This is a genomic window from Thermanaeromonas sp. DSM 22490 (genome assembly GCF_056378755.1).
Map to the genome: position 1 here is coordinate 186,908 of NZ_JBJHHE010000001.1, position 20,186 is coordinate 207,093.

Here is a 20,186-nt window from a genome sequence, read left to right on the forward strand (position 1 = left end):
AGGGGGACCATTGCCGGTGAAGGTAGCCTGTGCTGTAACAGCCGAGAATGAAGAGCGCTGGATAGGTTCCTGTTTGCGAGAAGCAGCCAAAATGGCCGACGCCCTCGCGGTATTTGACCGGCATTCCACCGACCGGACCCCGGAGATATGCCGCTCTTTTCCCGGAGTCCAGTACTGTGCTGCCCGAAAATCGGGGAGCGAAGAGAGGGACCGGGCCGAAATACTAGAGTGGGCGCGAGGGGAAGGGGCGGACTGGATTTTGTTCCTGGAAGGCCATGAGGTGTTAGAAGAAGGCGCGGCCAGGATCATCCGCCGGGAGTTGTCCCGCCTGGATCCTCGCGACCCGATTTATACCCATTTTTACCTACGCGTCCTGTATTTTTGGGACGATCCAGAACTTTACCGGTGCGAAGACAGCCCTTACGGCGATTCCTGGGCGCCCAGGCTATGGAGGATTAAAAACATAGAGGGAGCCAATCCACCGGGCACGGGGCGTAAAATCGATGTTTGTATTAAAAGCTACAGATACCTGTACCCCTACCAGAGGGAGGGGAAAAATCAGGGCGCTTGGCAGGAAGGTATTACTCTGGCCAAGTGGAGTGAGCGGGGCCCGGAACATATCCTTCCAGGGCCTTTTATCCGGCCTGTTAGATATTATCAGTTTGTCCGGCCGGAAGCGGCCGGGCTGATACCTTCTGGGGCTAAAAAGATCTTGGAAATCGGCTGCGGCCAGGGGATTCTGGGTCACCTGCTAAAGGTACAGGATCCCAGGAGGGAAGTGGTAGGAATAGAAATAAACCCCATGGCGGCTGCTGTTGCCCTGAGGAAGCTGGACCATGTCCTGGTAGGCAATGTGGAAAGTATCGAACTGGATTTCCCGGTAGGCTACTTTGACTGCCTTATTATGCTGGGCGTACTGGAACACCTTATTAATCCCTGGGACACCCTTCTGTATTTAAAGAGATTTTTGCAACCTGGGGGTTATTTGATCCTTAGCGTGCCCAACCTCAGGAACTTTGGGGTACTGAATCAACTGGTCAATGAAGGCAGGTGGCGATACCAAGAATCAGGAATTTTGGACCGGAACCACCTGAGATTTTTTACCCTCCGCGATGTCCGGGAACTGCTCTCCTCACTTCACCTGGTGACCGAGGAAATCCATAACATCCGCGATCCGGCGGTGCCGGATCTCAATCCGGATGTGGAACTGGACCGAATTGCTATAAGGAAACTCACCCTAGGCGAGATAAATGAGCTTAAAGCCAAGGAGTTTTTAATCAAAGCCAGGCTGTGCCTGCCACCGATAGAGGATTAGGGGTGAATTTAATGATGACCCGAGTATTGATTGGTAGCCCGGTGAGACAAAAGCCTTCGATATTGAAGGAATTCCTGTGGTCCCTGGAGCGTCTGGAGACTACAGGGCTACAGGTGGAATACGCCTTTATAGATGATAACGAGGGTGGGAGTCCTTTACTTAAAGAATTCGCGCGGAGCACAGCGAATGTCCGCCTGCTGGCGGGCGAGGGGGGAGGTACTTACCATTGCGATGAGGAGACCCACCACTGGCGGGAAGACTTAATTTGGAAAGTGGCCAGGTACAAGGACCGCTTTATCGCTATGGCTCGCGAGGAGGGCTTTGATTACCTGTTTTTGGTGGATTCGGATCTGGTTCTGCACCCTAAAACTCTCGTTCACCTCGTCAGTTTGGGGAAAGATATAGTTTCTGAGGTGTTCTGGACCAGGTGGTGGCCGGACGCGGTTCCCCTTCCCCAGGTGTGGGCAGGCGACGCGTACCGACTTTATCCCCTGGCGAGGGGTGAAGTCCTTGACGAGGTGGAAATTGAGCGGAGGACCGAGGAATTTTTGCGCATGCTCCGAACCCCCGGAGTGTACCGAGTGGGCGGTTTAGGGGCCTGCACCCTAATCAGCCGGAGGGCGCTTCTGGCTGGTGTGTCTTTCAGCGAAATATATAACCTTAGCTTCCCAGGCGAAGACCGGCACTTTTGTATAAGGGCTGCCGCCCTAGGCTTGGAGTTATATGCCGATACCCATTATCCTCCCTACCATATTTACCGGGAGTCGGAACTGGCGGGCCTGCCGGCGTATAAAGCTTCCTTAACCCGCAATCTTCCAGCCCTGCGGGGGAATAAGATTACTCTAGCCATGCTGGTTAGAAACGAAGCTGGGAGATACCTGGAAAGGGTTCTTGGCCATGCCGCCCAGTACATCGATAATGCGATCATTTTGGATGACGCCAGCACCGACAACACCCTGGAAGTATGCCGGAAGGCATTAAAGGGTATCCCCCTGACCATTGTCTCTAACAAGGAACCCTCTTTTAATAACGAAATCCTCCTCCGCAAGCAGCTCTGGAACCTAGCTGTGGAGACCAATCCCGACTGGATACTGATTTTGGATGCCGACGAAATATTTGAGGAGCGGGCCGTATACGAACTGCGTTCTCTGGCCTCCAATCCCGAGGTAGACGTGTATTATTTTCGCCTTTACGACATGTGGGATGAGATCCACTACCGGGAGGATAGTTACTGGAACGCCCATTTCCATTACCGGCCTTTTATGGTGAGGTATATACCTGGCTTCAATTATATATGGAAGGAAACCCCACTGCACTGTGGCCGCTTCCCGGTTAATATTTCTGAGCTTAGAGGGGCTACCAGTTCCCTCCGGGTAAAACACTTAGGCTGGATGCGGCCTGAGGATCGGCTGGCCAAGTTCAAGCGCTACATGGAGTTGGATCCAGAGGGGAAATATGGCATAAAAGAACAGTATCTCTCTATTCTGGATCCTAACCCTAACCTGGTGCCCTGGAGGGAAGAGCCGGACGACCAAAAAGATATTTGGGATGCCATCTGGGCCGGCGGCTTGCAGCAGGAATGGGATTCCTTATCGGAAACGATTTACCAAACCCTGATCCGGGAATGCGGTTCTTTCGCCGGGAAAACTGTAGTGGAGGCCGGCTCCGGTACCGGGCGTATTTCGCTGCGCCTGGCCCTAGAGGGAGCCGAAGTGATTTTGGTCGACTACTCGGAACTGGCGCTTGCTAATGCTCGGAAGGCTTTCAGAAACAGCGGGCAGTCGGGGAAGTTCGTACTGGCCGACATAATGAATATGCCCCTTCAAGGAGAGACAGCGGATGTAACTTGGAACGCAGGAGTACTGGAACACCTTTCTTTTAGCGAGAGAATTAAGGCCCTCCGAGAAATGAAAAGAATCACCAAACCCGGGGGATTAATTGTCAGCTTCAATCCTAATGCCCGCTGCCTGCCTTACCGGCTGGGCAAATATGTTGCGGAACAAAATGGAAGATGGCCCTATGGAGTGGAAATTCCCGTATATACTTTGGAACCTGTCTGCCGGGAGGCGGGTCTTACTCTCCTGCGGGAATATCCGGTCGGCTTCTTGGAGGCGCTGGATTTCCTGGTTTTTGTTCCGGGGAGCCAGCAGGTACGGTCGTTCCTCGCCGCTTTTTACACCCACCTACCGGAAGAAGAGCGGGAGGCTTTCCCCGGGTACCTGCTGGTATCTGTGATGCGGAGGGAGTGATCTTTTTATGGAAATCGTGGCTCATACGTTACTCTTTTTAATCAGAGATGAACGGGACCTAGGCCTGGCCGACCTGTGTTTGCGCAGCCTGGCTAGAAGTTGCCCGGGCTCCCTTTTGATCTTGTATAACCAGGGCATCTTGTCCAATGGCCAGGTTAAAGATTATGTGCGGAAGTATAACCTGGAGGTACATGTCCTAGGCCAGGGCTTGAATATCGGCATTGCTCAAGGCAGGATGGCGTGTTTCAATTACCTCTGGACGCAGTACCCGTGGGTAAAATATATCTCTGAAATACACGTAGACATGATATTCCCGCCGGGGTGGATAGAAGGGCTAGTAGATTTCTTCAATATCTACCCTGAGGAGCCCATGGTCTGCCCAGGCATATTAACTTCTAGGGGAGAACTTCATCCTGAACAGAAGGGTACAAGAGTTATAGCCGGTATTCCCACTCATGACCTGGAAGATATGCATAACCTCCTGGCCCGCCTTACCCGGGAGGAAGTGGTAGAAGGTTTTGTGCATCCCGTGCTGCACAGAGGAGAATTTCTGCGGGCGGTAGGTGGTTATGACTTGCGGTTTTTGAAGGGAAAGCAAGGATATGAGGACGATAGTCTGCTCCTGGGTTACAGGTATTACATGGGATTAAAGAAGAACTGGAGGCCCAAATGTTATCTAAAAGTGAGGGTTTACCATGCCACCCTGGCCCAGAGGGCCAGCCTGGCGGACAAGGAAAAATCTTTCGACATTAATTTACGAGGCCTGGTATATCAATACGGCATAAAAGGGCTATTGGAATTAACTGAGATATATAAGGATAACCTTCACTTCCAGAAGCTGGCAGAACAACTTCTTGAGGAGCTAGCTTCTGCCTGGGTCTTGAGCTAGCCTAACTTTGCGCCTGGAACCATACCGTAAGCGCAGTAGGAGCTGCGGCCCGATAGGCCAGGCGGGTGTAGCGGAGAAAGAAGCGAGGAGCTAGGACCAAAAGGCTTCCGGGCTCCACCTCCTGTTCGGGCATATCAGCCGCCCAGTGGTTGCCGTCCGGGCTGATCTGGATCTGAACCAGGGCCGGGTTAGTTCCGGAGTTAAAGATGGCATAGGAGAATAGACGTATAGTAGAAATATCCTGGGTGGCGGTAGCGGCCGGGGTAACCCCGGCCGTAACGTTTTCCACGCTTTCCCGGAAACTCCGCTCGGCTACCTGTACTCTGGCTAGGCCGTCGGCGGTAATAGCCAGGGGTGAAGGGCCGCTACCGTATATGCGGACCCCGTCGCGAGCGGGAGTGAGGTTGCGGATGTCGGCCACCACGGTGGCGCTGACGTTAACCGGTCCTGCAAGGCGTACTGGTTTCAAAATTTCTCCTACCGTATCAACATGGCGCACGAGTACGCGGCCCTTTTCGTCCTGGCTGAGGGCTGTGCGGGGGTAAAGTCGGTAGGCTTCGATAGAGTGTATTACCAGCTCGCCGGGGCCTATTATCCCTACTTCCAGCTGTAGTATCCTTGTACCTAGCAGGGTCGAAAATACCCGTTTAAAGGTTTCGGGTACCCTAGTGGGTGAAAGGGTAAATTTTGTGTGGCCGATAGGATACCCGGAGGCCGTGCTCATGTGCACCAGGAGGTAGCAGGCCGTACCGGCTGGCTCGACCTGGAGGGTGGTCCGCACCTCCCAGCGCTGGATCTCCCCGGCCCGCACAGCAACTGTCGGGTCCTGGACGATTCCCGCCGGAGGGCCGGATGGGTGGTGGATGGCTATAGCTCTGGGACCTGGCGGGGAACCCTTCCACTCCCATACGGTAAATTCATTCCCGCCCACCCTTAGCCAGCCGTCGGGAAAATCCGGCGCGTCCGCCCGGGCTATCTGAAACTCACTGTTATAGACTTGATTTACCAGTTTTGGTTTTTTGTCCATTTCCAAACGCACAGCCCTCCGGGGCCCCTTTCTATCCCATTTTATTCCGGTAAGGTCGAGGGGGTTCTTACCCCGACACGGCAACAACTTTTAACCAGACAAAGCTTGACATACGGGAGAGGAGGGGCTAAACTAATTATTGTTTGAAGTCCAAAATATACGGGAGGCAAAAAGTAATTGACGCAGTTCAATGAGACAATTAGGGAACTGGAATATCTGCTGCGGCAGATAAGCCACCTGGTGAACCACTACACCCGAAACTATTTGAGCGAAAAAGGGTTAACTATGGCCCGCTTCTGGGTCCTGAGCAACCTGCACCCGGAGAAGCCGCTGACAATGGGTGATCTGCAGCGGCGTTTGCTCCTGGCTCCGGGAACCGTCACTGGCTTGGTGGATGGCCTGGTGGAAGAAGGATTGCTCCAGCGCTGGCGGGACGAGGACGACCGGCGCCTGGTATTTCTGAAGCTTACGCCGGCGGGTGAAGAAGCCCTGGCGGATATTTTGCATTTCCGGTGTTCGATTTTGGAAAAGGCCCTGACAGCCCTGGACGATTTTAACCTCGGGCGCCTCAATGCGGAATTAAACGTGGTCTTAGACAGCCTCAGGAAGCAATGTAAAAGCAGGGAAGAAAAAGAGGGGTAAAGATGCGCATAAAGATTATGGGAACCTGCGGGCCTTCGTTCTATCTCTCAACTCTTCTCTTGCCGAGAGTTGCCGGTGGGGAACTGTTTACGCTTCGCAACGGATCCTGCGGACAGAGACGGCTATGGAGATAAGAGTAGCAACAGGGCGAAAAATGAGCAGCTTTCAGGCACTGAGGTCCTTGAGGCACCGCAACTTCCGGCTCTTCTGGTCAGGACAGCTTATTTCTCTTGTAGGCACCTGGATGCAGAATACGGCACAGGGCTGGCTGGTGTTACAGATGACTAACTCCCCCTTCCTCCTGGGTCTAGTCAATGCTATCCAGTTCGCCCCTTTCCTGGTCCTATCTTTGGTTGCTGGTGTGGTGGTGGACAGGGTACCCAAAAGGCGCCTGTTAGTTTTTACCCAAACAAGCCTAATGTTCCTGGCCTTTACCTTGGGTATTTTAATCCTCATTGGGGCCGTTAGGTACTGGCAGGTGCTGGTCCTGGCGGGGCTCTTAGGTATTGTGAACACCTTTGACATGCCTGCCCGCCAATCCTTTATCATAGAGATGGTGGGCAGAGAAGACCTGATGAACGCCATTGTCCTAAACTCTGCTATCGTCAATGCTGCCCGCATAGTGGGTCCGGCCCTGGCTGGGATAGTCATCGGTCGGCTGGGTATGGCGGCCAGTTTCCTTCTCAACGGGGCGAGCTTTCTGGCAGTCATCGCAGGCCTGGTGATGATCCGGATCCCGGCAGAGAAAGCTTGGCACCGGCCGGCCGCGAAACCCCTTGGGGAAGGAATTGCGGAAGGTCTCCAATACATCCGCCACACACCGGTTGTTTTATCCGCCATCATCCTGATGGCCCTTTTGAATGTTTTTGCCTCGAACTTTAACGTTTTGGTACCGGTCCTGGCACGGGATACTTTGGGTCAGAAAGCCCAGGGCTACGGTCTGCTCATGTCGGCCTCAGGCGTAGGCGCCCTCTGTGGGGCTGTTGTGCTGGCGGTCTTAAGCCGCCGGAGACCCAGGCTGCGGTTGCTTCTGGTAAGTGGGACCGGTCTCTGCCTGTTCCAACTACTGCTGGCGGGCACCCGTTCCTACACTCTGGCTCTTTTATTCTTGGGGCTTACAGGCTGGTCCTGGATAACCTTTATAGCCTCGGTTAATACCACTCTGCAACTTAACGTCCCGGACGACCTGCGGGGAAGAGTCATGAGCGTCTACTCTCTTGTCTTTGCCGGGGTGACGCCTATTGGGAGTTTACTAAGTGGGATCATTGCCCACCTGTGGGGTGCACCGGCTGGGCTGGCTGTGGGGGCTACTCTGGGGCTTACAGGTGTGCTAGCTGTTGCCGGTCGGACATGGTTTTCCAGACGGAGCATGGTTTAGCTAAACCTCCGCTTTATATAATGCTTAACGCTTTGTTATTCCTAAATGGTTTTTTAAGGCAGACTGCAGCAATTGGGAGAAATTTACTTTATTCTTTTCGCCTAAATCATTTAGCCATTTGGGGAGGGTAAGAGTCTTCTTTACAGCTCTATTCTCCATTTCATCCCTAACGGGAGGCATCCACACCTCAATTAAAGTGACAAATGCTCCTTTCGGAACATCAATTTTCTCGGGTGGGGTGGGTTCAGGGATGACATACCCCTCTTCTTCCATACCATAAAGATGAAGTTCTAGCGCATCTTTAGCCATATAGAGTGCTTCTTCTAAAGAATTACCTTGGGTAATACAGCCTGGAAGATCGGGGAAAGTAACACAATAGCCGCCTTCTTCGCAAGGCTGAAATATAGCAGGGAAAATATATTTATCCATATTTGTTCGGCCTCCTCAAAATCTTTATTTCAACTTAATGCCTGCCTGCTGGCATATGCTATGTAATGTTACTTTTTTAATATCTTTACAGGGATGGGGGACAGTGACCAATCCGGGTTTTGTTAGGTGTTTTAATTGAACATGGTCTCCTCTCCTTCTAACTATGTACCAACCCTCTTCTTTAAGTATTTTAAGTATTTCTCTGGAGGAATAACTTTTCATCTTTTCAGGCCCTCTGGACTAGATTTTAACACGTGTAAAATATACGTGTCAAGAGACGAATACAAAATTACCCATTACGTGAATGTTCTTTTTCGATTGTGTGCGGATAGCAAAAAATTCAAGCCGCAATTTTCAGAGGCCAGCTACGGGTTTCGGCCCGGAAGGAGAGCCCATGACGCGGTAAAGAAGGCGCGTCAATCTTCATCACGCTTGGTGAACCGCCGGATGCGGTCCCGTATGTCGGGTGGTGTGAGAGGACGGGGGCTAGCCGCCCCCTCCTAATCGATTTAATAATATTTCTTTCTCTCCAGGTATTCATGTACCAGATTTAACGTTTCACCGAAGCGCTGGAAGTGTACCACTTCCCTTTCCCGCAGAAACCGCAGCACATCCGTGACGTCAGGATCGTCGGAAAGGTTGATAAGCAGCTCGTAGGTTGCACGGGCTTTTTGCTCGGCGGCGAGGTTTTCATAAAGGTCAGCTATGGGGTCCCCTTTAGATTGGATATAAGTAGCTGTCCACGGAGTTCCCGCGGCATTGACGAAGTAGAGGGCCCGGTCATGGTCGGCGTAATAGCCGTCCAATCCAGCGCGTTTAATTTCTTCTAAAGGTGCATCTTTGATAAAGTTCTAGACCAGAGCAGCGATAATTTCCATGTGAGCCAGTTCTTCCGTGCCTATGTCTGTTAGAACAGCTTTGGCCTTGGGGATGGGCATGGTATAGCGCTGGGTGAGATACCGCAACTAGGCACCCGACTCGCCGTCGGGGCCGCCCGACTTCAACTTTTGATAACTCTACCGCTGGGGAAGAAAACATCTGGAGGGGTTTAGCTTTTGGGGTGCGTAAGGGTATTGTTGCTTGAAGGGCAATATTGCTACCTCCGGCTGGAGACAGCTGTACAATCCCTAGGGATTTTTTGGTTTCACTAGCGGCCCGGCTGTGATACAATATGACTGTCGAAAACCGACGGCAAGTCTATTCCTTCCCAAAGCCGAGTTGGGCCATGTTGCAGCAAAGATGCTTTTCGTAAGCTTTCATAGCGTGCGGAAGGGTTTATACGTTTCCCATGGCGGTTTCACTGTGTTGCTGCTAGAAACAAATGGTGGTAAACTAATACAAAGATAGCAAGGTGGATATGTGGGGAAGGTGCAGAAATGGAGACGACAAAGGAGCTGCTGCGACGCATCACCGTAAACCCCGGTATTTTTCAGGGTAAACCCATCATCCGGGGAATGCGGATCAAGGTGGAAAACATATTAGCCCTCCTGGAGCAAGGGGCTACAGTCCAAGAGATCCTAGAAGAGTACCCTGAATTGGAGCTGGACGACATTAGAGCCTGCCTTGCTTATGCCAGGTGCCTGGTGGCCAACGAGGACCTGAGCGAGGTCCGCCTGGAGGCGGCTCAATGAGGTTTCTGGTCGACGTCTGCGCGGGTGGCAAATTGGCGGCTTGGCTCCGGGAAATGGGGTACGATGTAGCTGAGGTAAGGAACGTGGACTCCCGCATGACCGATAGCCAGATCATAGAATGGGGAGCAAGAGAGCAACGGGTCATCATTACGGTGGATAAAGATTTTGGACAATTAGCCGTGACTACAGGAACAGCGTGCACGAGTATTATCCGTTTACCTGATCTACCCTTCGAGAAGAGAAAGCAACTTCTGGCTGAGGCACTCTTAAAGCATGCCGAGGATTTAAAACGGGGCTGCGTGATTACTGCCAGCGAAAAACGGATGAGAGTGAGAAAGCTCTAGGGGGTTCCCAAAAAGAGTTACAGAGGGCCTTCCTGCTTTTCACGAGGTACAGAAGGCTTTATTTTTACCCATAGTTTTATTCCTACCCCTGTTTTCGAGGGAAGCCCCTTTCGTTCGTTGTTATCAGGACTAGGCTGTTCCGAACAGCTACGGCCGTTATCAGGATATTGGGTAGGACGAGTGAAATGCCCTTCCGGGTGTAAGCGTACCGCCAAAGGCCGGCTGGGCAGGAGGGGAACTGGGCATTTCTCTTGATACTTTATCTAACCGCAAAAGAGGTACTGCTATTAACTCTTTCCTTAGGATTTCCTCGCGTACACCAAAATAACTCACAATTGTTACACCTAGCCGATTTTCTACCCCCTTTTTAATAGCTTCAATATTACCCATTTCCACTATTGAGTTGGGTTTTGCTACCCCCTCTTTTTGAAGATAAGCTTCAACCAACGCGCGCATACCAGAACCTTGCTTGGTGAATAAAAGTCTCCTCCTGCAATTCATCCGGCATAACCATATCTCTATCCGCCCACTTATGCCCGGGCCAAACGACGAATACTAATTTATCTTTTCCCACCGGCAGAAACTCTAGTTCTCCGTCTTCTGACCAGCTTGGGTTCTTCCCCAAAAAACCAAAATCAAGTCTGCGCTCACGAAGTTTTTGAATTACATCCTGAGCATAGCCGATTTCTTTTCCTCTATCCGCCAGAGGTCAGCATCCCCCAGGGGTCAGGGAATAGAAGAAATGGGAGCAGAACTAAAAAATATGGGCCGCTTGAATCGAGAAGAATGGAAGGCATTAGCCATATTTGTACTCACAGTATTCCTATGGGCAACGGGACCTTATCATGTAAAAATGTTCGGGTTTAATATTTCGCTCGTAATGGTCGCTATCCTGGCTGCGACCCTTATGTATCTAACGGGTTTGTTGAGCTGGAAAGAGACCCAGATCCCTTGGGATCTTATGATTTTTAGCTGTGGAGCCTACGCGGCAGGTATGGCCCTGGAGAAATCGGGTGTCGCTAGTTGGGCGCTAGACCGTATTTTTGGAGTAGCCAACTTGTCTCAGAAGTGTACCACTTCCCTTTCCCGCAGAAACCGCAGCACATCCGTGACGTCAGGATCGTCGGAAAGGTTGATAAGCAGCTCGTAGGTTGCACAGGCTTTTTGGTTGGCGGCGAGGTTTTCATAAAGGTCAGTTATGGGGTCCCCTTTAGATTGGATATAAGTAGCTGTCCACGGAGCTCCCGCGGCATTGACGAATTATTCCTGCTTCCAGGCAATGGGAAGCCCAGTCGCTAATTTTGTCAAGCGCCACATTGTGCTATAATGCTCTAAGGGTGAAGCGCCTTGCGAAAAAGCACTGATCTGCCCCGCACTGATGATATAGAAAAACTGGCTGACTTTTTCGACCGCACTGATACCCAGGAGCTCGAATGGGGGGACGCCGACGTGGAATTCAAGAAACCCGAGCTAGTACACATATCGGTGCGCCTCCCAGCTGGAAGCTCCGTTTGTTTATCGGACTTTCCCACGGCCATCCGGCAAAACCGCATCGCCCTAAGGTTTTAAAGGTGGACGACTTGTTTAAAGCAGCGCAAGGAATTCCCCCGGTCTCAGTATTCTGACTCCCTGGTACTCCTTAAGGTCCAATAAATGGTCGTTCCCGCCCACAATGTAGTCCGCCCCGGCCTCCAGGGCGGCGGCAACAAATTTGTCGTCGTCCGGGTCCCGGCATACGCCTTGGACCTGGACCGTGCCGCGGACCAGAGTGGCGAACCGCCTGAGGCCTGCGACGTACTTCCGGGCCAGGTCCCTGTCAACGTGCTCATAGTAGCGGCGTATTTTGTCCCTCTGGAGTACTCCGGCGAGCTCTTCCAGAATGGCCGGGGAGATGACCAGTTCAAACTTCCTTTCGCGCCACGCGCTGACCAGCCGGGCCGGGGAGCCGTTGGGGCTGATCAGGCCGGAGACCAGGACGTCGGTATCAAGCACCGCCTTGAGCATTTACGCCTTCCCTCGTCTCCCTGACGGCCTCGGCGACATCTCGCACCAGAGTGTCCGGGTCGACCTCCCGGTTTGCCTCCCAGACCTTATCTATGAGACTGAAGAACTCCTCCCGGTCCCTCTCCCACTTTTCGTATTCGCTGATGGGGACAATGGCAGCCATCGGCTTCCCGCGCCGGGCGATTATAAACTGCCTGCCAGTATAGTACGCTTCTTCGATAATCTGACCGAGCTTATCCCGGGCTTCAATAGGGCTGAGCACCTTCCGCATAGATAGACCCCCTTGTTGGGTAATTACCTAACTAAGGACATATTATCATGGTTGTGTAATTCGGTCAAATTCCCAGGGCCGTCCGGCGGGACCGAGCGGCCTTTGAAGGAGGAAGCAATGTGGCTAAAAAGCTAGCGAAACTGACGCACTGACAAAAGGCTCGGTGCAAACCCCTGGCGGGTTTCCGGATGGGCTGATTAACCTCGCTCCAGGTGACCCGGCGGAGTCATCCGCAGTGACTTTTGCTGTTTCCAGGGCGGCCCGTACAGAGATAGATTACCGGGAGGAAGAGTTTTCTGGGGAGGAGGTCCAGGAACATATTAGTTTGAGAAGAAGGATTTGCAGCAGATTGATGAATTGGCATATGAGCTTGGGAGCTATTCGTCACAAAAACGACATACTCCATGCGGGCCAGGCCATACTGGTACTCCTGCAGGCGACCGTCGGCTAGCTCAAAAACGATCTTGCCGACGGGTTTTATCCCCGTTTTCTGGAGCTTGTCAGAAGGAGCTACCGCATAACTTTTGATAACTCTACTGCCGGGGAAGAAATCGTTGGGAGGGTCTATTTTGCGGGTAGGTCCAGTTTAATATTTCTGCTTGCGAGCGAATATTCCTGCCTAGGAGGTCTCCTGAGGAAGTTTGCAGAACTAGGCCCCAGCACTTTCAAAATACTGGTAACCAACCGCTCTGTAGTGTATAATGGGAACGAGGGGGAACTATCACCGTGGCCGAGACTATTATACCAGACAAGACCAGGAGAGCAATTAAGGAGTTCTGTGAACTTCTCAGGCGAGAGCAAGGAGAGAACCTTCTGGGGATCCGCTTGTTTGGCTCGGTAGCCCATGGCACTGCTACCCCAGAGTCGGATATTGATATACTCGTACTCGTTAAAAGGGAGGACAGCGCTGCCAGAGAGGCCATAATCGAAGCAGCCGTCGAAATAAATTTAAAGCATGATGTTGTAGTATCGCCGGTAATTATGTCTGCAGAGCGTTATTCAGCCCCCTTATTCCGGGAAACGCATTTCTATAAGTCCATCCAGGAAGAAGGGATTTCTTTATGACCCTGCCACGCCCCTTAAAGGCTAGTGAACAACAATTACTAGAGCGTTGCCGTGAACTCATCAGAGAAGTTATTCCCGGCGCCACTGTAATCCTCTATGGCTCACGAGCCCGAGGAGAGGCCGGACCAGAGTCGGATTATGATCTGCTAATCCTCACAAAAGAGCCTGTGAACTGGCGCCTTGAAGACATCATCCGCGAAAAGCTGTACCCGCTGGAACTGGAAACCGGGGCTGTTTTCTCTATAGCTGCCTTCAGTGAAGAAGAATGGAATTCTCCCCTCTACCAGGCAATGCCCTTCAGCCAAAACGTAAGGCGAGAGGGTATAATCCTGTGAAGGAAGAACTCTCAAACCCAGGGATATTCCTCGGCCAAGCATTCCGGTATTTTGTCTCTTTTCCACCAGAAACTGGTCAAGAGTGGCCTGGTCAGTCCTTCAAGATTTATACTGTTGTCTAACTTAGTGTCCAGGGTATCACGCCTTACAACTGCAACCAAACTCTCTCCGGCGGCTACAGTTTCCTCCGCGAGAGGAATGTGGGCTATCCCGTCCCGTGCTAGTGCAACGATTTTCACTTTATAGGGTATTTCCAGCTCAGCCAGCTTTTGCCCCACTAGGCTCTCACTCACCTGAAACTCGACAACAACTACTTCGCCTGCCCCCCTACCCGCCTGGCGTAAAATATTAACATCGATACCGGTTCCATGAAGGGTAATACCTTCGAAGGAATTCCCCAGATTGCTAAAAGCAGGTTACTAGCGCACACGTAAAAAGCCCCGGAGCGGGGCTTTTGGCTTTAACAATATTTCTTTCTCTCCAGGTATTCATGTACCAGATTTAACGTTTCACCCAAGCGCTGGAAATGGACTACTTCTCTCTCGCGTAGGATCCTTAGCATATCGGTCACATCGGGATCATCGGAAAGATTAAGAAGCAATTCGTAAGTGGAGCGGGCCTTTTGCTCGGCGGCCAAATTTTCGTATAGGTCGGTGACGGGATCGCCCTTGGATTGGATGGAGGCGGCTGTCCAAGGGGCTCCTTCAGCGTTGACAAAGTATAGGGCGCGGTCGTGGTCGGCGTAGTATCCGTCGAGGCCCGCACGTTTAATTTCTTCTAAAGGGGCATCTTTGATCAAGTTATAAACTAGGGCGGCGACGATCTCCATGTGAGCCAGCTCTTCCGTTCCGATGTCCGTCAGTACAGCTTTGGCCTGGGGGATGGGCATGGTATAGCGCTGGGTGAGGTAACGCAGGGAGGCGGCGAGTTCCCCATCAGGCCCGCCTGACTTCAACTTTTGATAACTCTACTGCCGGGGAAGAAACCATCTGGAGGGGTTTATTTCGCGGGGTAGTATAGTTTATACTTCTGCTCGGAACCGGATATTCCTGCTTCTAGACTGTGCAAAAAGGGGCACTAAGCCTTACCTTTTCGCCAAAAGGTCCTGGTGGACCAGACACCACCAAAAGGGCCTCTTTTCCTTACGGGGCAAGGAAGTCCCCGCGGCTACTTAGACGAGCATCTAGTTGCTCATTTTATTTAGTGCTACGTTGTGTTATAATATACCACAGGTGAAATCCATTGAAGATAACACGGTTTATCATGCCGCCCGACCGTATTAGGCACATTGCTAAGCACTCCGTGACTCCCGAAGAACTGGAGCAGGTAGCCTACGAAGACCGCCACCATATAGTGCAGCGGCTTAAGCCTTCTACGTCCAACCCTAGCGAGAATGTTTACCGCTTACTGGGGAGGACAGAAGCAGGGCGCTACCTGGCAGTACTATTTATCTATAAAGGCCACGGCCGCGCCTATCTCGTCACAGCCCGGGATATGACACCAGCCGAAAGGAGGTACTACCTTGCGAAAAGAAGTTAATCTTCCTGCCAGCGATGATATAGAAAAGCTTGCCGACTTTTTCGACCGCACTGATACCCAGGAGCTAGATTGGGAGGATGCCGATGTTGAATTCAAAAAGCCTGAGCTCGTCCACGTATCGGTACGCTTACCCAAAGAAGACGTGGCCGCCATTAAAAGAGCCGCAAGGAAGAAGGGGCTAGGTTACACTACCTACATCCGGATGGTGCTACGGGAAGCTATAAAAAGAGAGGCTGGGTTATAGGAGAAGAACAAAATACAATTCGAGGCTTGCCTCTGCGGTTTTGACTACCGGAGTTCCAGCAGAACGACAAATACAGGATCTTGTTTTACCATAAAGTGGTACCTAAGCCTCTTTTAATACGTTATGTTCGCCGCTACCTGGGCGCTGCATCCAAGCAAGAGCATTATCCACGACAAATAGCCATTGCCCAAGGCCGCTGTCTATGGTAATGTGGTATTAGGCCATGTTTCATCCCTCCTCATTTACCAGAAGGAGGGCAGCCTTTCTTGGCTTTAATGGTCGGCTATGCTTGTTCCATTTTTACCATGCTGGAGGGAATAATTATGATTTCACTTCGGGAGACCGAGCTACCGGGAATTGGACGCAAGTTTCAGCTTAATACCCGCAGCGGGGACCGGCTCGTTATCATAATCCATGAGGACGGTAAACGCGAGTTATATATTTTTACTCCAGGCAGCGCGGAGGAGTGTACAGCAGCAGTAACTTTAGATGATCAAGAAGCAAGGCAGGTAGGCGCCATAATAGGGGGAGTTGTTTATAAGCCTACCGCTTTGGAAGAAGCTGAGGTGAAGCTAGACCAACTGGTTATTGATTGGTATAAGGTTGAACCTGGGGCCAAAGGCGCAGGAAAAACCATCGGCGAGCTTAAGGTCCGCGAGAAGACCGGTGCCACAATTGTTGCCGTTATAGAGCCTGATCATACCACCCATATTACGCCCGGGCCGGACCAAGTGATAGCGGCTCATTCCACTTTAGTCCTGGCGGGCACGAGAGAAGCAGTAAAAGCTTGTAAGCGATTAATCTTGCACGGGAGCCTGTAGTCCATGGAGCACATCTTGCTGGAAATCGGCCTTGCCCTGGTACTCATAGCTCTATCCGGGATATTGGCCATACGGCTACGGTTTTCTATAGTACCAATCTTGATACTGGTAGGCATGGCTGTGGGGCCCCACGCGCCGCGCATCGGGGTATTAGATTTTAGGTTCATTGTGAGTGCGCCCTTGATTGACCTAATGGGGCGTCTAGGCGTACTATTTTTAATGTTTTACTTGGGATTGGAATTCTCTCTTGGCCAGCTAATGCGGGCAAGCCGTTCGATCATCATGGGCGGAACGGTTTATATAGCCATCAACTTTACCCTGGGGATTATTTTCCCCTGGCTCTTGGGCTGGCCGTTGCGGGAGATCCTGGTGGTGGCTGGAATAACTAGTATTTCGTCGAGCGCTATTGTGGCCAAGGTGCTGGTAGACCTAAAACGGACGGCCAATCCTGAATCCGAGATGATCCTGGGTATCATAATGTTCGAGGATGTCTTTCTCGTCATCTATCTGTCCCTCGTCTCCGGCTTTGTATTGAGTGGTACTACCTCCACCATAAGAGCCTTGAGCTCGACAGCTTTGACTCTGGGGGTAATACTCGGGCTTCTGTTGTTAGGCCGCCATATTATGCCGTTCCTTAACCGCTGGCTTAATATACCCTCAGATGAGGTATTTTTATTGGTTTTACTTGCCATGCTTATCTGGGTGGCCGGAATTTCAGAAACCCTGCACATACCGGAAGCCCTTGGAGCACTATTAATTGGTCTAGTCCTGGCGGAAACAGAACATCTTGAGCGCATTGAACGCCTGATAGTGCCTTTTAGGGATTTTTTTGGCGCCCTATTTTTCTTTAGCTTCGGTCTGAGTGTCGATCCTTTATCCCTGGGTGGGGCAATCTGGCTTGCCCTGGCTGCCGTAATACTAACACTAGTTGGCAACTTTGCTGCAGGTATCCTAGTGGGCCGCAGAGCAGGCTTTTCCTTTAGAGCCTCTACCAATATCGGTTTAACTATCATATCCCGCGGGGAATTTTCTATAATCCTCGCCAATTTAGCTCAAGCTGGTGGGCTCCTGCCTGTATTACAACCTTTTACAGCTCTGTACGTGCTAATATTAGCCATTTTAGGGCCATTGCTGGCCAAGGAGTCCAAATTAATCTATACCGGGCTGAGCCGTCTCTTACAGGCCGCGAGGAACGGCCGGAACGCCAGTCAAGGCAGAGCGCCATAGGCCGCATAGAAATGTTGGTAAGGGGCCATAATGCGCAACTGTACTGGCCCCCGGTAATTTAGACTTAAACGACCAATACACCCTGCTTGCATTATTCCTTTGAGATTCTTCATATCTTCATAGAACGCCGAACGAACTTTTAAAAAAGCCCCCTAGCGGGGCTTTTGGCTTTAATAAATAGTACTTCTTTCTCTCCAGGTACTCGTACACCAGATTTAATGTCTCGCCGAAGCGCTGAAAGTGGACAACTTCTCTCTCGCGCAGGAACCGGAGTACGTCGGTAACATCAGGATCATCAGAAAGGTTAATTAGCCACTCGTAGGTAGAGCGGGCCTTTTGCTCGGCGGCCAAATTTTCGTAAAGGTCGGTAACGGGGTCTCCCTTGGACTGAATGTAGGCGGCTGTCCAAGGGGCTCCTTCGGCGTTGACAAAGTATAAGGCGCGGTCGTGGTCGGCATAGTATCCGTCGAGGCCCGCACGTTTAATTTCTTCTAAAGGGGCATCTTTGATCAAGTTATAGACCAGTGCGGCGATAATTTCCATGAGAGCCAGTTCTTCGATGCCGATGTCCGTCAGTACAGCTTTGGCCTGGGGGATGGGCATGGTATAGCGCTGGGTGAGGTAACGCAGGGAGGCGGCGAGTTCCCCATCAGGCCCGCCCGACTTCAACTTTTGATAACTCTACTGCCGGGGAAGAAATCATTGGGAGGGTCTATTCTGCGGGTGGGTCCAGTTTAATATTTCTGCTTGCGAACGAATATTCCTGCCCAGGACGTCTCCTGAAGAGGTTTGCAGAACTAGGCCCCCAGCGCTTTCAAAATACTGGTAACCAACCGCTCTGTAGTGTATAATGGGAGCGAGGGGGAACTATCACCGTGGGCGAGACTATTATACCAGACAAGACCAGGAGAGCAATTAAGGAGTTCTGTGAACTTCTCAGGCGAGAGCAAGGAGAGGACCTTCTTGGGATCCGCTTGTTTGGCTCGGTAGCCCGTGGCACTGCTACCCCAGAGTCGATATTGATATACTCGTACTCGTTAAAAGGGAGGATAGCGCTGCCAGAGAGGCCATAATCGAAGCAGCCGTAGAAATAAATTTAAAGCATGAGGTTGTAGTATCGCCGGTAATTATGTCTGCTGAACGCTATTCAGCCCCCTTATTCCGGGAAACGCATTTCTATAAGTCCATCCAGGAAGAAGGAATTCCCTTATGAGCATAAAGTTAAGTCGGTGGCGCCTGGAAAAGGCGGAACGAGCCTTTCGGGAGGGAGAGCAACTACTAGAAGCGGGGTCCTATAACGGCGCCATTAACCGCTTTTACTATGCGGCATTCCATGCAGCAAGAGCATTGCTAGCGATTAAGAGGCTGGATTCGGCCAAGCATAGCGGCGTTATTTCCCTGTTTAATCGTGAGTTTGTGAAGCCCGGTCTAATAAGCAAAGAGGCAAGCACGACCCTGTCAACACTTTTTAACCTGAGGGCCGAGGCCGATTATGATGACTTTAAGAGCTTTACCCTGGAGGAGACAGAGAAAGCGAAAAATAAGACCATAAAAATCCCTTCTTTCCCGGACTTATACTGGGTATCCTTAACCTTGGCCTGCCCTGGCTACCCTTTTAAATATTTAACCGGATCAGTAACCATAATGCAGCCAAAAGGCAGGCCATTGGCTTCAAGACGGGGAGACTGGCTTGGTCAGTCCTTCGGCTGGGCCTCTGTACAACAGGCTTTTCGATGCCCGGCAGAAGGCCGATTATGCAGACCTGGTAAACTTCGAGGCTGGCCATGTTGCTCCCTGGTTTGACGAAGTTAAATCCTTAATTCGCCAGATTGAACATCTTGTAGTAGAAGAAGTTAGCAACTTTGCCTATTCCATACCGCCCGGCAGATCCCAGCTGGAAGCTCCGTTTGTTTATCGGACTTTCCCACGGCCATCCGGCAAAACCGCATCGCCCTGAGGTTTTAAAGGTGGACGACTTGTTTAAAGCAGCGCAAGGAATTCCCCCGGTCTCAGTATTCTCACTCCCTGGTACTCCTTAAGGTCCAATAAATGGTCGTTCCCGCTCACAATGTAGTCCGCCCCGGCCTCCAGGGCGGCGGCAACAAATTTGTCGTCGTCCGGGTCCCGGCATACGCCCTGGACCTGGACCGTGCCGCGGACCAGAGTGGCGAACCGCCTGAGGCCTGCGACGTACTTCTGGGCCAGGTCCCTGTCAACGTGCTCATAGTAGCGGCGTATTTTGTCCCTCTGGAGTACTCCGGCGAGCTCTTCCAGAATGGCCGGGGAGATGACCAGTTCAAACTTCCTCTCGCGCCACGCGCTGACCAGCCGGGCCGGGGTGCCGTTGGGGCTGATCAGGCCGGAGACCAGGACGTTGGTATCAAGCACCGCCTTGAGCATTTACGCCTTCCCTCGTCTCCCTGACAGCCTCGGCGACATCTCGCACCAGAGTGTCCGGGTCGACCTCTCGGTTTGCCTCCCAGACCTTATCTATGAGACTGAAGAACTCCTCCCGGTCCCTCTCCCACTTTTCGTATTCGCTGATGGGGACAATGGCAGCCATCGGCTTCCCGCGCCGGGCGATTATGAACTGCCTGCCAGTATAGTAGGCTTCTTCGATAATCTGGCCGAGCTTATCACGGGCTTCAATAGGGCTGAGCACCTTCCGCATGGATAGACCCCCTTGTTTGGTAATTACCTAACTAAGGACATATTATCATGGTTGTATAATTCGGTCAAATTCCCAGGGCCGTCCGGCGGGACCGGGCGGCCTTTG

The 20,186-nt window shown here is 51.8% G+C and carries 29 protein-coding genes and 3 pseudogenes; 19 read left to right on the forward strand and 13 right to left on the reverse strand.

The window, feature by feature from the left end:
- Positions 1-16 precede the first annotated feature (16 nt).
- From AC1BI1_RS00920 to AC1BI1_RS00930, 3 genes are read left to right on the forward strand one after another with little or no spacing between them, the layout of a single operon-like run.
- Positions 17-1,315 carry a methyltransferase domain-containing protein gene (locus AC1BI1_RS00920; RefSeq protein WP_476715380.1) on the forward strand — a complete coding sequence of 433 codons (1,299 nt, stop codon included), beginning with the start codon at positions 17-19 and terminating at the stop codon, positions 1,313-1,315.
- An 11-nt stretch (positions 1,316-1,326) separates the two neighbouring features.
- Positions 1,327-3,564 carry a methyltransferase domain-containing protein gene (locus tag AC1BI1_RS00925; protein WP_476715381.1) on the forward strand — a complete coding sequence of 746 codons (2,238 nt, stop codon included), beginning with the start codon at positions 1,327-1,329 and terminating at the stop codon, positions 3,562-3,564.
- Between the two features lie 7 nt (positions 3,565-3,571).
- The gene (locus AC1BI1_RS00930; RefSeq protein ID WP_476715382.1) at positions 3,572-4,453 is read left to right on the forward strand and encodes a glycosyltransferase family 2 protein; all 882 of its coding nucleotides are present in this window, start codon (positions 3,572-3,574) and stop codon (positions 4,451-4,453) included.
- 1 nt (position 4,454) lies between these two features.
- Here AC1BI1_RS00930 and AC1BI1_RS00935 read toward each other — a convergent pair whose 3' ends face one another.
- Positions 4,455-5,480: a DUF6385 domain-containing protein gene (locus AC1BI1_RS00935; RefSeq protein WP_476715499.1), complete on the reverse strand. Its 1,026-nt coding sequence runs from the start codon at positions 5,478-5,480 to the stop codon at positions 4,455-4,457.
- A gap of 177 nt (positions 5,481-5,657) precedes the next feature.
- Between AC1BI1_RS00935 and AC1BI1_RS00940 the strand changes: the two genes are divergently transcribed.
- On the forward strand, positions 5,658-6,122 hold the full coding sequence (locus AC1BI1_RS00940; RefSeq protein WP_476715383.1) for a MarR family winged helix-turn-helix transcriptional regulator: 465 nt from the start codon (positions 5,658-5,660) through the stop codon (positions 6,120-6,122).
- A gap of 154 nt (positions 6,123-6,276) precedes the next feature.
- Positions 6,277-7,500, forward strand: coding sequence for an MFS transporter (locus AC1BI1_RS00945; RefSeq protein ID WP_476715384.1), 1,224 nt, complete (start codon positions 6,277-6,279; stop codon positions 7,498-7,500).
- Between the two features lie 24 nt (positions 7,501-7,524).
- Here the strand turns inward: AC1BI1_RS00945 and AC1BI1_RS00950 are convergent, their stop codons facing one another.
- From AC1BI1_RS00950 to AC1BI1_RS00960, 3 genes and pseudogenes are all read right to left on the reverse strand, one after another.
- Positions 7,525-7,929, reverse strand: a complete 405-nt coding sequence (locus AC1BI1_RS00950; protein ID WP_476715385.1) for a type II toxin-antitoxin system HicB family antitoxin — start codon at positions 7,927-7,929, stop codon at positions 7,525-7,527.
- Between the two features lie 24 nt (positions 7,930-7,953).
- Complete coding sequence (locus AC1BI1_RS00955; RefSeq protein WP_476715386.1) at positions 7,954-8,151, reverse strand: type II toxin-antitoxin system HicA family toxin; 198 nt, start codon at positions 8,149-8,151, stop codon at positions 7,954-7,956.
- A gap of 287 nt (positions 8,152-8,438) precedes the next feature.
- Positions 8,439-8,894, reverse strand: a pseudogene (locus tag AC1BI1_RS00960) (manganese catalase family protein).
- Positions 8,895-9,305: 411 nt separating this feature from the next.
- Here AC1BI1_RS00960 and AC1BI1_RS00965 point away from each other — a divergent pair.
- Positions 9,306-9,560, forward strand: coding sequence for a DUF433 domain-containing protein (locus AC1BI1_RS00965; RefSeq protein ID WP_476715387.1), 255 nt, complete (start codon positions 9,306-9,308; stop codon positions 9,558-9,560).
- On the forward strand, positions 9,557-9,904 hold the full coding sequence (locus AC1BI1_RS00970; RefSeq protein ID WP_476715388.1) for a DUF5615 family PIN-like protein: 348 nt from the start codon (positions 9,557-9,559) through the stop codon (positions 9,902-9,904). The genes AC1BI1_RS00965 and AC1BI1_RS00970 overlap by 4 nt, the downstream gene beginning before the upstream one ends.
- 159 nt (positions 9,905-10,063) lie before the next feature.
- Here AC1BI1_RS00970 and AC1BI1_RS00975 read toward each other — a convergent pair.
- Positions 10,064-10,610 (reverse strand): annotated as a pseudogene (locus tag AC1BI1_RS00975) (LysR substrate-binding domain-containing protein).
- On the opposite strand from AC1BI1_RS00975, the gene AC1BI1_RS00980 reads away from it, so the two are divergent.
- Positions 10,539-11,054 carry an SLC13 family permease gene (locus AC1BI1_RS00980; protein WP_476715500.1) on the forward strand — a complete coding sequence of 172 codons (516 nt, stop codon included), beginning with the start codon at positions 10,539-10,541 and terminating at the stop codon, positions 11,052-11,054. The pseudogene AC1BI1_RS00975 and the gene AC1BI1_RS00980 overlap by 72 nt on opposite strands.
- Here the strand turns inward: AC1BI1_RS00980 and AC1BI1_RS00985 are convergent.
- Positions 10,967-11,158 (reverse strand): annotated as a pseudogene (locus tag AC1BI1_RS00985) (manganese catalase family protein); the annotation flags it as partial. The gene AC1BI1_RS00980 and the pseudogene AC1BI1_RS00985 sit on opposite strands and share 88 nt — an antisense overlap.
- A gap of 93 nt (positions 11,159-11,251) precedes the next feature.
- Here AC1BI1_RS00985 and AC1BI1_RS00990 point away from each other — a divergent pair.
- Positions 11,252-11,473, forward strand: coding sequence for a hypothetical protein (locus AC1BI1_RS00990; protein ID WP_476715389.1), 222 nt, complete (start codon positions 11,252-11,254; stop codon positions 11,471-11,473).
- Positions 11,474-11,488: 15 nt separating this feature from the next.
- Here AC1BI1_RS00990 and AC1BI1_RS00995 read toward each other — a convergent pair whose 3' ends face one another.
- Positions 11,489-11,908 carry a putative toxin-antitoxin system toxin component, PIN family gene (locus AC1BI1_RS00995; protein WP_476715390.1) on the reverse strand — a complete coding sequence of 140 codons (420 nt, stop codon included), beginning with the start codon at positions 11,906-11,908 and terminating at the stop codon, positions 11,489-11,491.
- The gene (locus AC1BI1_RS01000; protein WP_476715391.1) at positions 11,889-12,179 is read right to left on the reverse strand and encodes a type II toxin-antitoxin system Phd/YefM family antitoxin; all 291 of its coding nucleotides are present in this window, start codon (positions 12,177-12,179) and stop codon (positions 11,889-11,891) included. The genes AC1BI1_RS00995 and AC1BI1_RS01000 overlap by 20 nt, the downstream gene beginning before the upstream one ends.
- 235 nt (positions 12,180-12,414) lie before the next feature.
- Between AC1BI1_RS01000 and AC1BI1_RS01005 the strand changes: the two genes are divergently transcribed.
- From AC1BI1_RS01005 to AC1BI1_RS01015, 3 genes are all read left to right on the forward strand, one after another.
- Positions 12,415-12,630 (forward strand): hypothetical protein, encoded by a 216-nt coding sequence (locus tag AC1BI1_RS01005; protein ID WP_476715392.1) that lies wholly within the window; start codon positions 12,415-12,417, stop codon positions 12,628-12,630.
- A gap of 275 nt (positions 12,631-12,905) precedes the next feature.
- Entirely contained in the window at positions 12,906-13,244 is a 339-nt protein-coding gene (locus AC1BI1_RS01010; RefSeq protein WP_476715393.1) for a nucleotidyltransferase domain-containing protein, read from the forward strand.
- Positions 13,241-13,579, forward strand: coding sequence for a nucleotidyltransferase domain-containing protein (locus AC1BI1_RS01015; RefSeq protein ID WP_476715394.1), 339 nt, complete (start codon positions 13,241-13,243; stop codon positions 13,577-13,579). Before AC1BI1_RS01010 ends, AC1BI1_RS01015 begins: the two co-directional genes overlap by 4 nt.
- An 11-nt stretch (positions 13,580-13,590) precedes the next feature.
- Here the strand turns inward: AC1BI1_RS01015 and AC1BI1_RS01020 are convergent, their stop codons facing one another.
- Positions 13,591-13,980 (reverse strand): TrkA C-terminal domain-containing protein, encoded by a 390-nt coding sequence (locus AC1BI1_RS01020; protein ID WP_476715501.1) that lies wholly within the window; start codon positions 13,978-13,980, stop codon positions 13,591-13,593.
- Between the two features lie 59 nt (positions 13,981-14,039).
- Complete coding sequence (locus AC1BI1_RS01025) at positions 14,040-14,534, reverse strand: manganese catalase family protein (RefSeq protein ID WP_476715395.1); 495 nt, start codon at positions 14,532-14,534, stop codon at positions 14,040-14,042.
- Positions 14,535-14,821: 287 nt separating this feature from the next.
- On the opposite strand from AC1BI1_RS01025, the gene AC1BI1_RS01030 reads away from it, so the two are divergent.
- The 4 genes from AC1BI1_RS01030 (at position 14,822) to AC1BI1_RS01045 (ending at position 17,410) form a co-directional block, all read left to right on the forward strand.
- Positions 14,822-15,118: a BrnT family toxin gene (locus tag AC1BI1_RS01030; RefSeq protein ID WP_476715396.1), complete on the forward strand. Its 297-nt coding sequence runs from the start codon at positions 14,822-14,824 to the stop codon at positions 15,116-15,118.
- Positions 15,102-15,362 carry a CopG family antitoxin gene (locus AC1BI1_RS01035; protein WP_476715397.1) on the forward strand — a complete coding sequence of 87 codons (261 nt, stop codon included), beginning with the start codon at positions 15,102-15,104 and terminating at the stop codon, positions 15,360-15,362. The genes AC1BI1_RS01030 and AC1BI1_RS01035 overlap by 17 nt, the downstream gene beginning before the upstream one ends.
- A 323-nt stretch (positions 15,363-15,685) precedes the next feature.
- Positions 15,686-16,183 carry a cation:proton antiporter regulatory subunit gene (locus tag AC1BI1_RS01040; protein WP_476715502.1) on the forward strand — a complete coding sequence of 166 codons (498 nt, stop codon included), beginning with the start codon at positions 15,686-15,688 and terminating at the stop codon, positions 16,181-16,183.
- A 3-nt stretch (positions 16,184-16,186) separates the two neighbouring features.
- A complete protein-coding gene (locus AC1BI1_RS01045) occupies positions 16,187-17,410 on the forward strand; it encodes a cation:proton antiporter (protein WP_476715398.1) in 1,224 nt (407 codons plus the stop codon).
- A gap of 117 nt (positions 17,411-17,527) precedes the next feature.
- Here the strand turns inward: AC1BI1_RS01045 and AC1BI1_RS01050 are convergent, their stop codons facing one another.
- Positions 17,528-18,079 carry a manganese catalase family protein gene (locus AC1BI1_RS01050; RefSeq protein ID WP_476715399.1) on the reverse strand — a complete coding sequence of 184 codons (552 nt, stop codon included), beginning with the start codon at positions 18,077-18,079 and terminating at the stop codon, positions 17,528-17,530.
- Between the two features lie 206 nt (positions 18,080-18,285).
- Between AC1BI1_RS01050 and AC1BI1_RS01055 the strand changes: the two genes are divergently transcribed.
- The 3 genes from AC1BI1_RS01055 (at position 18,286) to AC1BI1_RS01065 (ending at position 19,367) form a co-directional block, all read left to right on the forward strand.
- Positions 18,286-18,483 carry a nucleotidyltransferase domain-containing protein gene (locus AC1BI1_RS01055; protein ID WP_476715400.1) on the forward strand — a complete coding sequence of 66 codons (198 nt, stop codon included), beginning with the start codon at positions 18,286-18,288 and terminating at the stop codon, positions 18,481-18,483.
- Positions 18,484-18,619: 136 nt separating this feature from the next.
- A complete protein-coding gene (locus tag AC1BI1_RS01060) occupies positions 18,620-19,213 on the forward strand; it encodes a HEPN domain-containing protein (protein ID WP_476715401.1) in 594 nt (197 codons plus the stop codon).
- Entirely contained in the window at positions 19,101-19,367 is a 267-nt protein-coding gene (locus AC1BI1_RS01065) for a hypothetical protein (protein WP_476715508.1), read from the forward strand. Before AC1BI1_RS01060 ends, AC1BI1_RS01065 begins: the two co-directional genes overlap by 113 nt.
- A gap of 23 nt (positions 19,368-19,390) precedes the next feature.
- Here the strand turns inward: AC1BI1_RS01065 and AC1BI1_RS01070 are convergent, their stop codons facing one another.
- Together AC1BI1_RS01070 and AC1BI1_RS01075 are read right to left on the reverse strand one after the other, a co-directional pair.
- Positions 19,391-19,810 carry a putative toxin-antitoxin system toxin component, PIN family gene (locus tag AC1BI1_RS01070; RefSeq protein ID WP_476715402.1) on the reverse strand — a complete coding sequence of 140 codons (420 nt, stop codon included), beginning with the start codon at positions 19,808-19,810 and terminating at the stop codon, positions 19,391-19,393.
- Positions 19,791-20,081 (reverse strand): type II toxin-antitoxin system Phd/YefM family antitoxin, encoded by a 291-nt coding sequence (locus AC1BI1_RS01075; RefSeq protein WP_476715391.1) that lies wholly within the window; start codon positions 20,079-20,081, stop codon positions 19,791-19,793. Before AC1BI1_RS01075 ends, AC1BI1_RS01070 begins: the two co-directional genes overlap by 20 nt.
- Positions 20,082-20,186 lie beyond the last annotated feature (105 nt).

What these genes read in the sequence shown, in the direction of transcription:
- AC1BI1_RS00965 (WP_476715387.1), top strand. Translation starts at nt 9,306, where the DNA reads ATGGAGACGACAAAGGAGCTGCTGCGACGCATCACCGTAAACCCCGGT.
- AC1BI1_RS00995 (WP_476715390.1), bottom strand. Translation starts at nt 11,908, where the DNA reads ATGCTCAAGGCGGTGCTTGATACCGACGTCCTGGTCTCCGGCCTGATC.
- AC1BI1_RS00945 (WP_476715384.1), top strand. Translation starts at nt 6,277, where the DNA reads ATGAGCAGCTTTCAGGCACTGAGGTCCTTGAGGCACCGCAACTTCCGG.
- AC1BI1_RS00970 (WP_476715388.1), top strand. Translation starts at nt 9,557, where the DNA reads ATGAGGTTTCTGGTCGACGTCTGCGCGGGTGGCAAATTGGCGGCTTGG.
- AC1BI1_RS00930 (WP_476715382.1), top strand. Translation starts at nt 3,572, where the DNA reads ATGGAAATCGTGGCTCATACGTTACTCTTTTTAATCAGAGATGAACGG.
- AC1BI1_RS01040 (WP_476715502.1), top strand. Translation starts at nt 15,686, where the DNA reads ATGATTTCACTTCGGGAGACCGAGCTACCGGGAATTGGACGCAAGTTT.
- AC1BI1_RS00935 (WP_476715499.1), bottom strand. Translation starts at nt 5,480, where the DNA reads ATGGACAAAAAACCAAAACTGGTAAATCAAGTCTATAACAGTGAGTTT.
- AC1BI1_RS01070 (WP_476715402.1), bottom strand. Translation starts at nt 19,810, where the DNA reads ATGCTCAAGGCGGTGCTTGATACCAACGTCCTGGTCTCCGGCCTGATC.
- AC1BI1_RS00950 (WP_476715385.1), bottom strand. Translation starts at nt 7,929, where the DNA reads ATGGATAAATATATTTTCCCTGCTATATTTCAGCCTTGCGAAGAAGGC.
- AC1BI1_RS01015 (WP_476715394.1), top strand. Translation starts at nt 13,241, where the DNA reads ATGACCCTGCCACGCCCCTTAAAGGCTAGTGAACAACAATTACTAGAG.
- AC1BI1_RS01000 (WP_476715391.1), bottom strand. Translation starts at nt 12,179, where the DNA reads ATGCGGAAGGTGCTCAGCCCTATTGAAGCCCGGGATAAGCTCGGTCAG.
- AC1BI1_RS01045 (WP_476715398.1), top strand. Translation starts at nt 16,187, where the DNA reads ATGGAGCACATCTTGCTGGAAATCGGCCTTGCCCTGGTACTCATAGCT.
- AC1BI1_RS01060 (WP_476715401.1), top strand. Translation starts at nt 18,620, where the DNA reads ATGAGCATAAAGTTAAGTCGGTGGCGCCTGGAAAAGGCGGAACGAGCC.
- AC1BI1_RS00955 (WP_476715386.1), bottom strand. Translation starts at nt 8,151, where the DNA reads ATGAAAAGTTATTCCTCCAGAGAAATACTTAAAATACTTAAAGAAGAG.
- AC1BI1_RS01075 (WP_476715391.1), bottom strand. Translation starts at nt 20,081, where the DNA reads ATGCGGAAGGTGCTCAGCCCTATTGAAGCCCGTGATAAGCTCGGCCAG.
- AC1BI1_RS00925 (WP_476715381.1), top strand. Translation starts at nt 1,327, where the DNA reads ATGATGACCCGAGTATTGATTGGTAGCCCGGTGAGACAAAAGCCTTCG.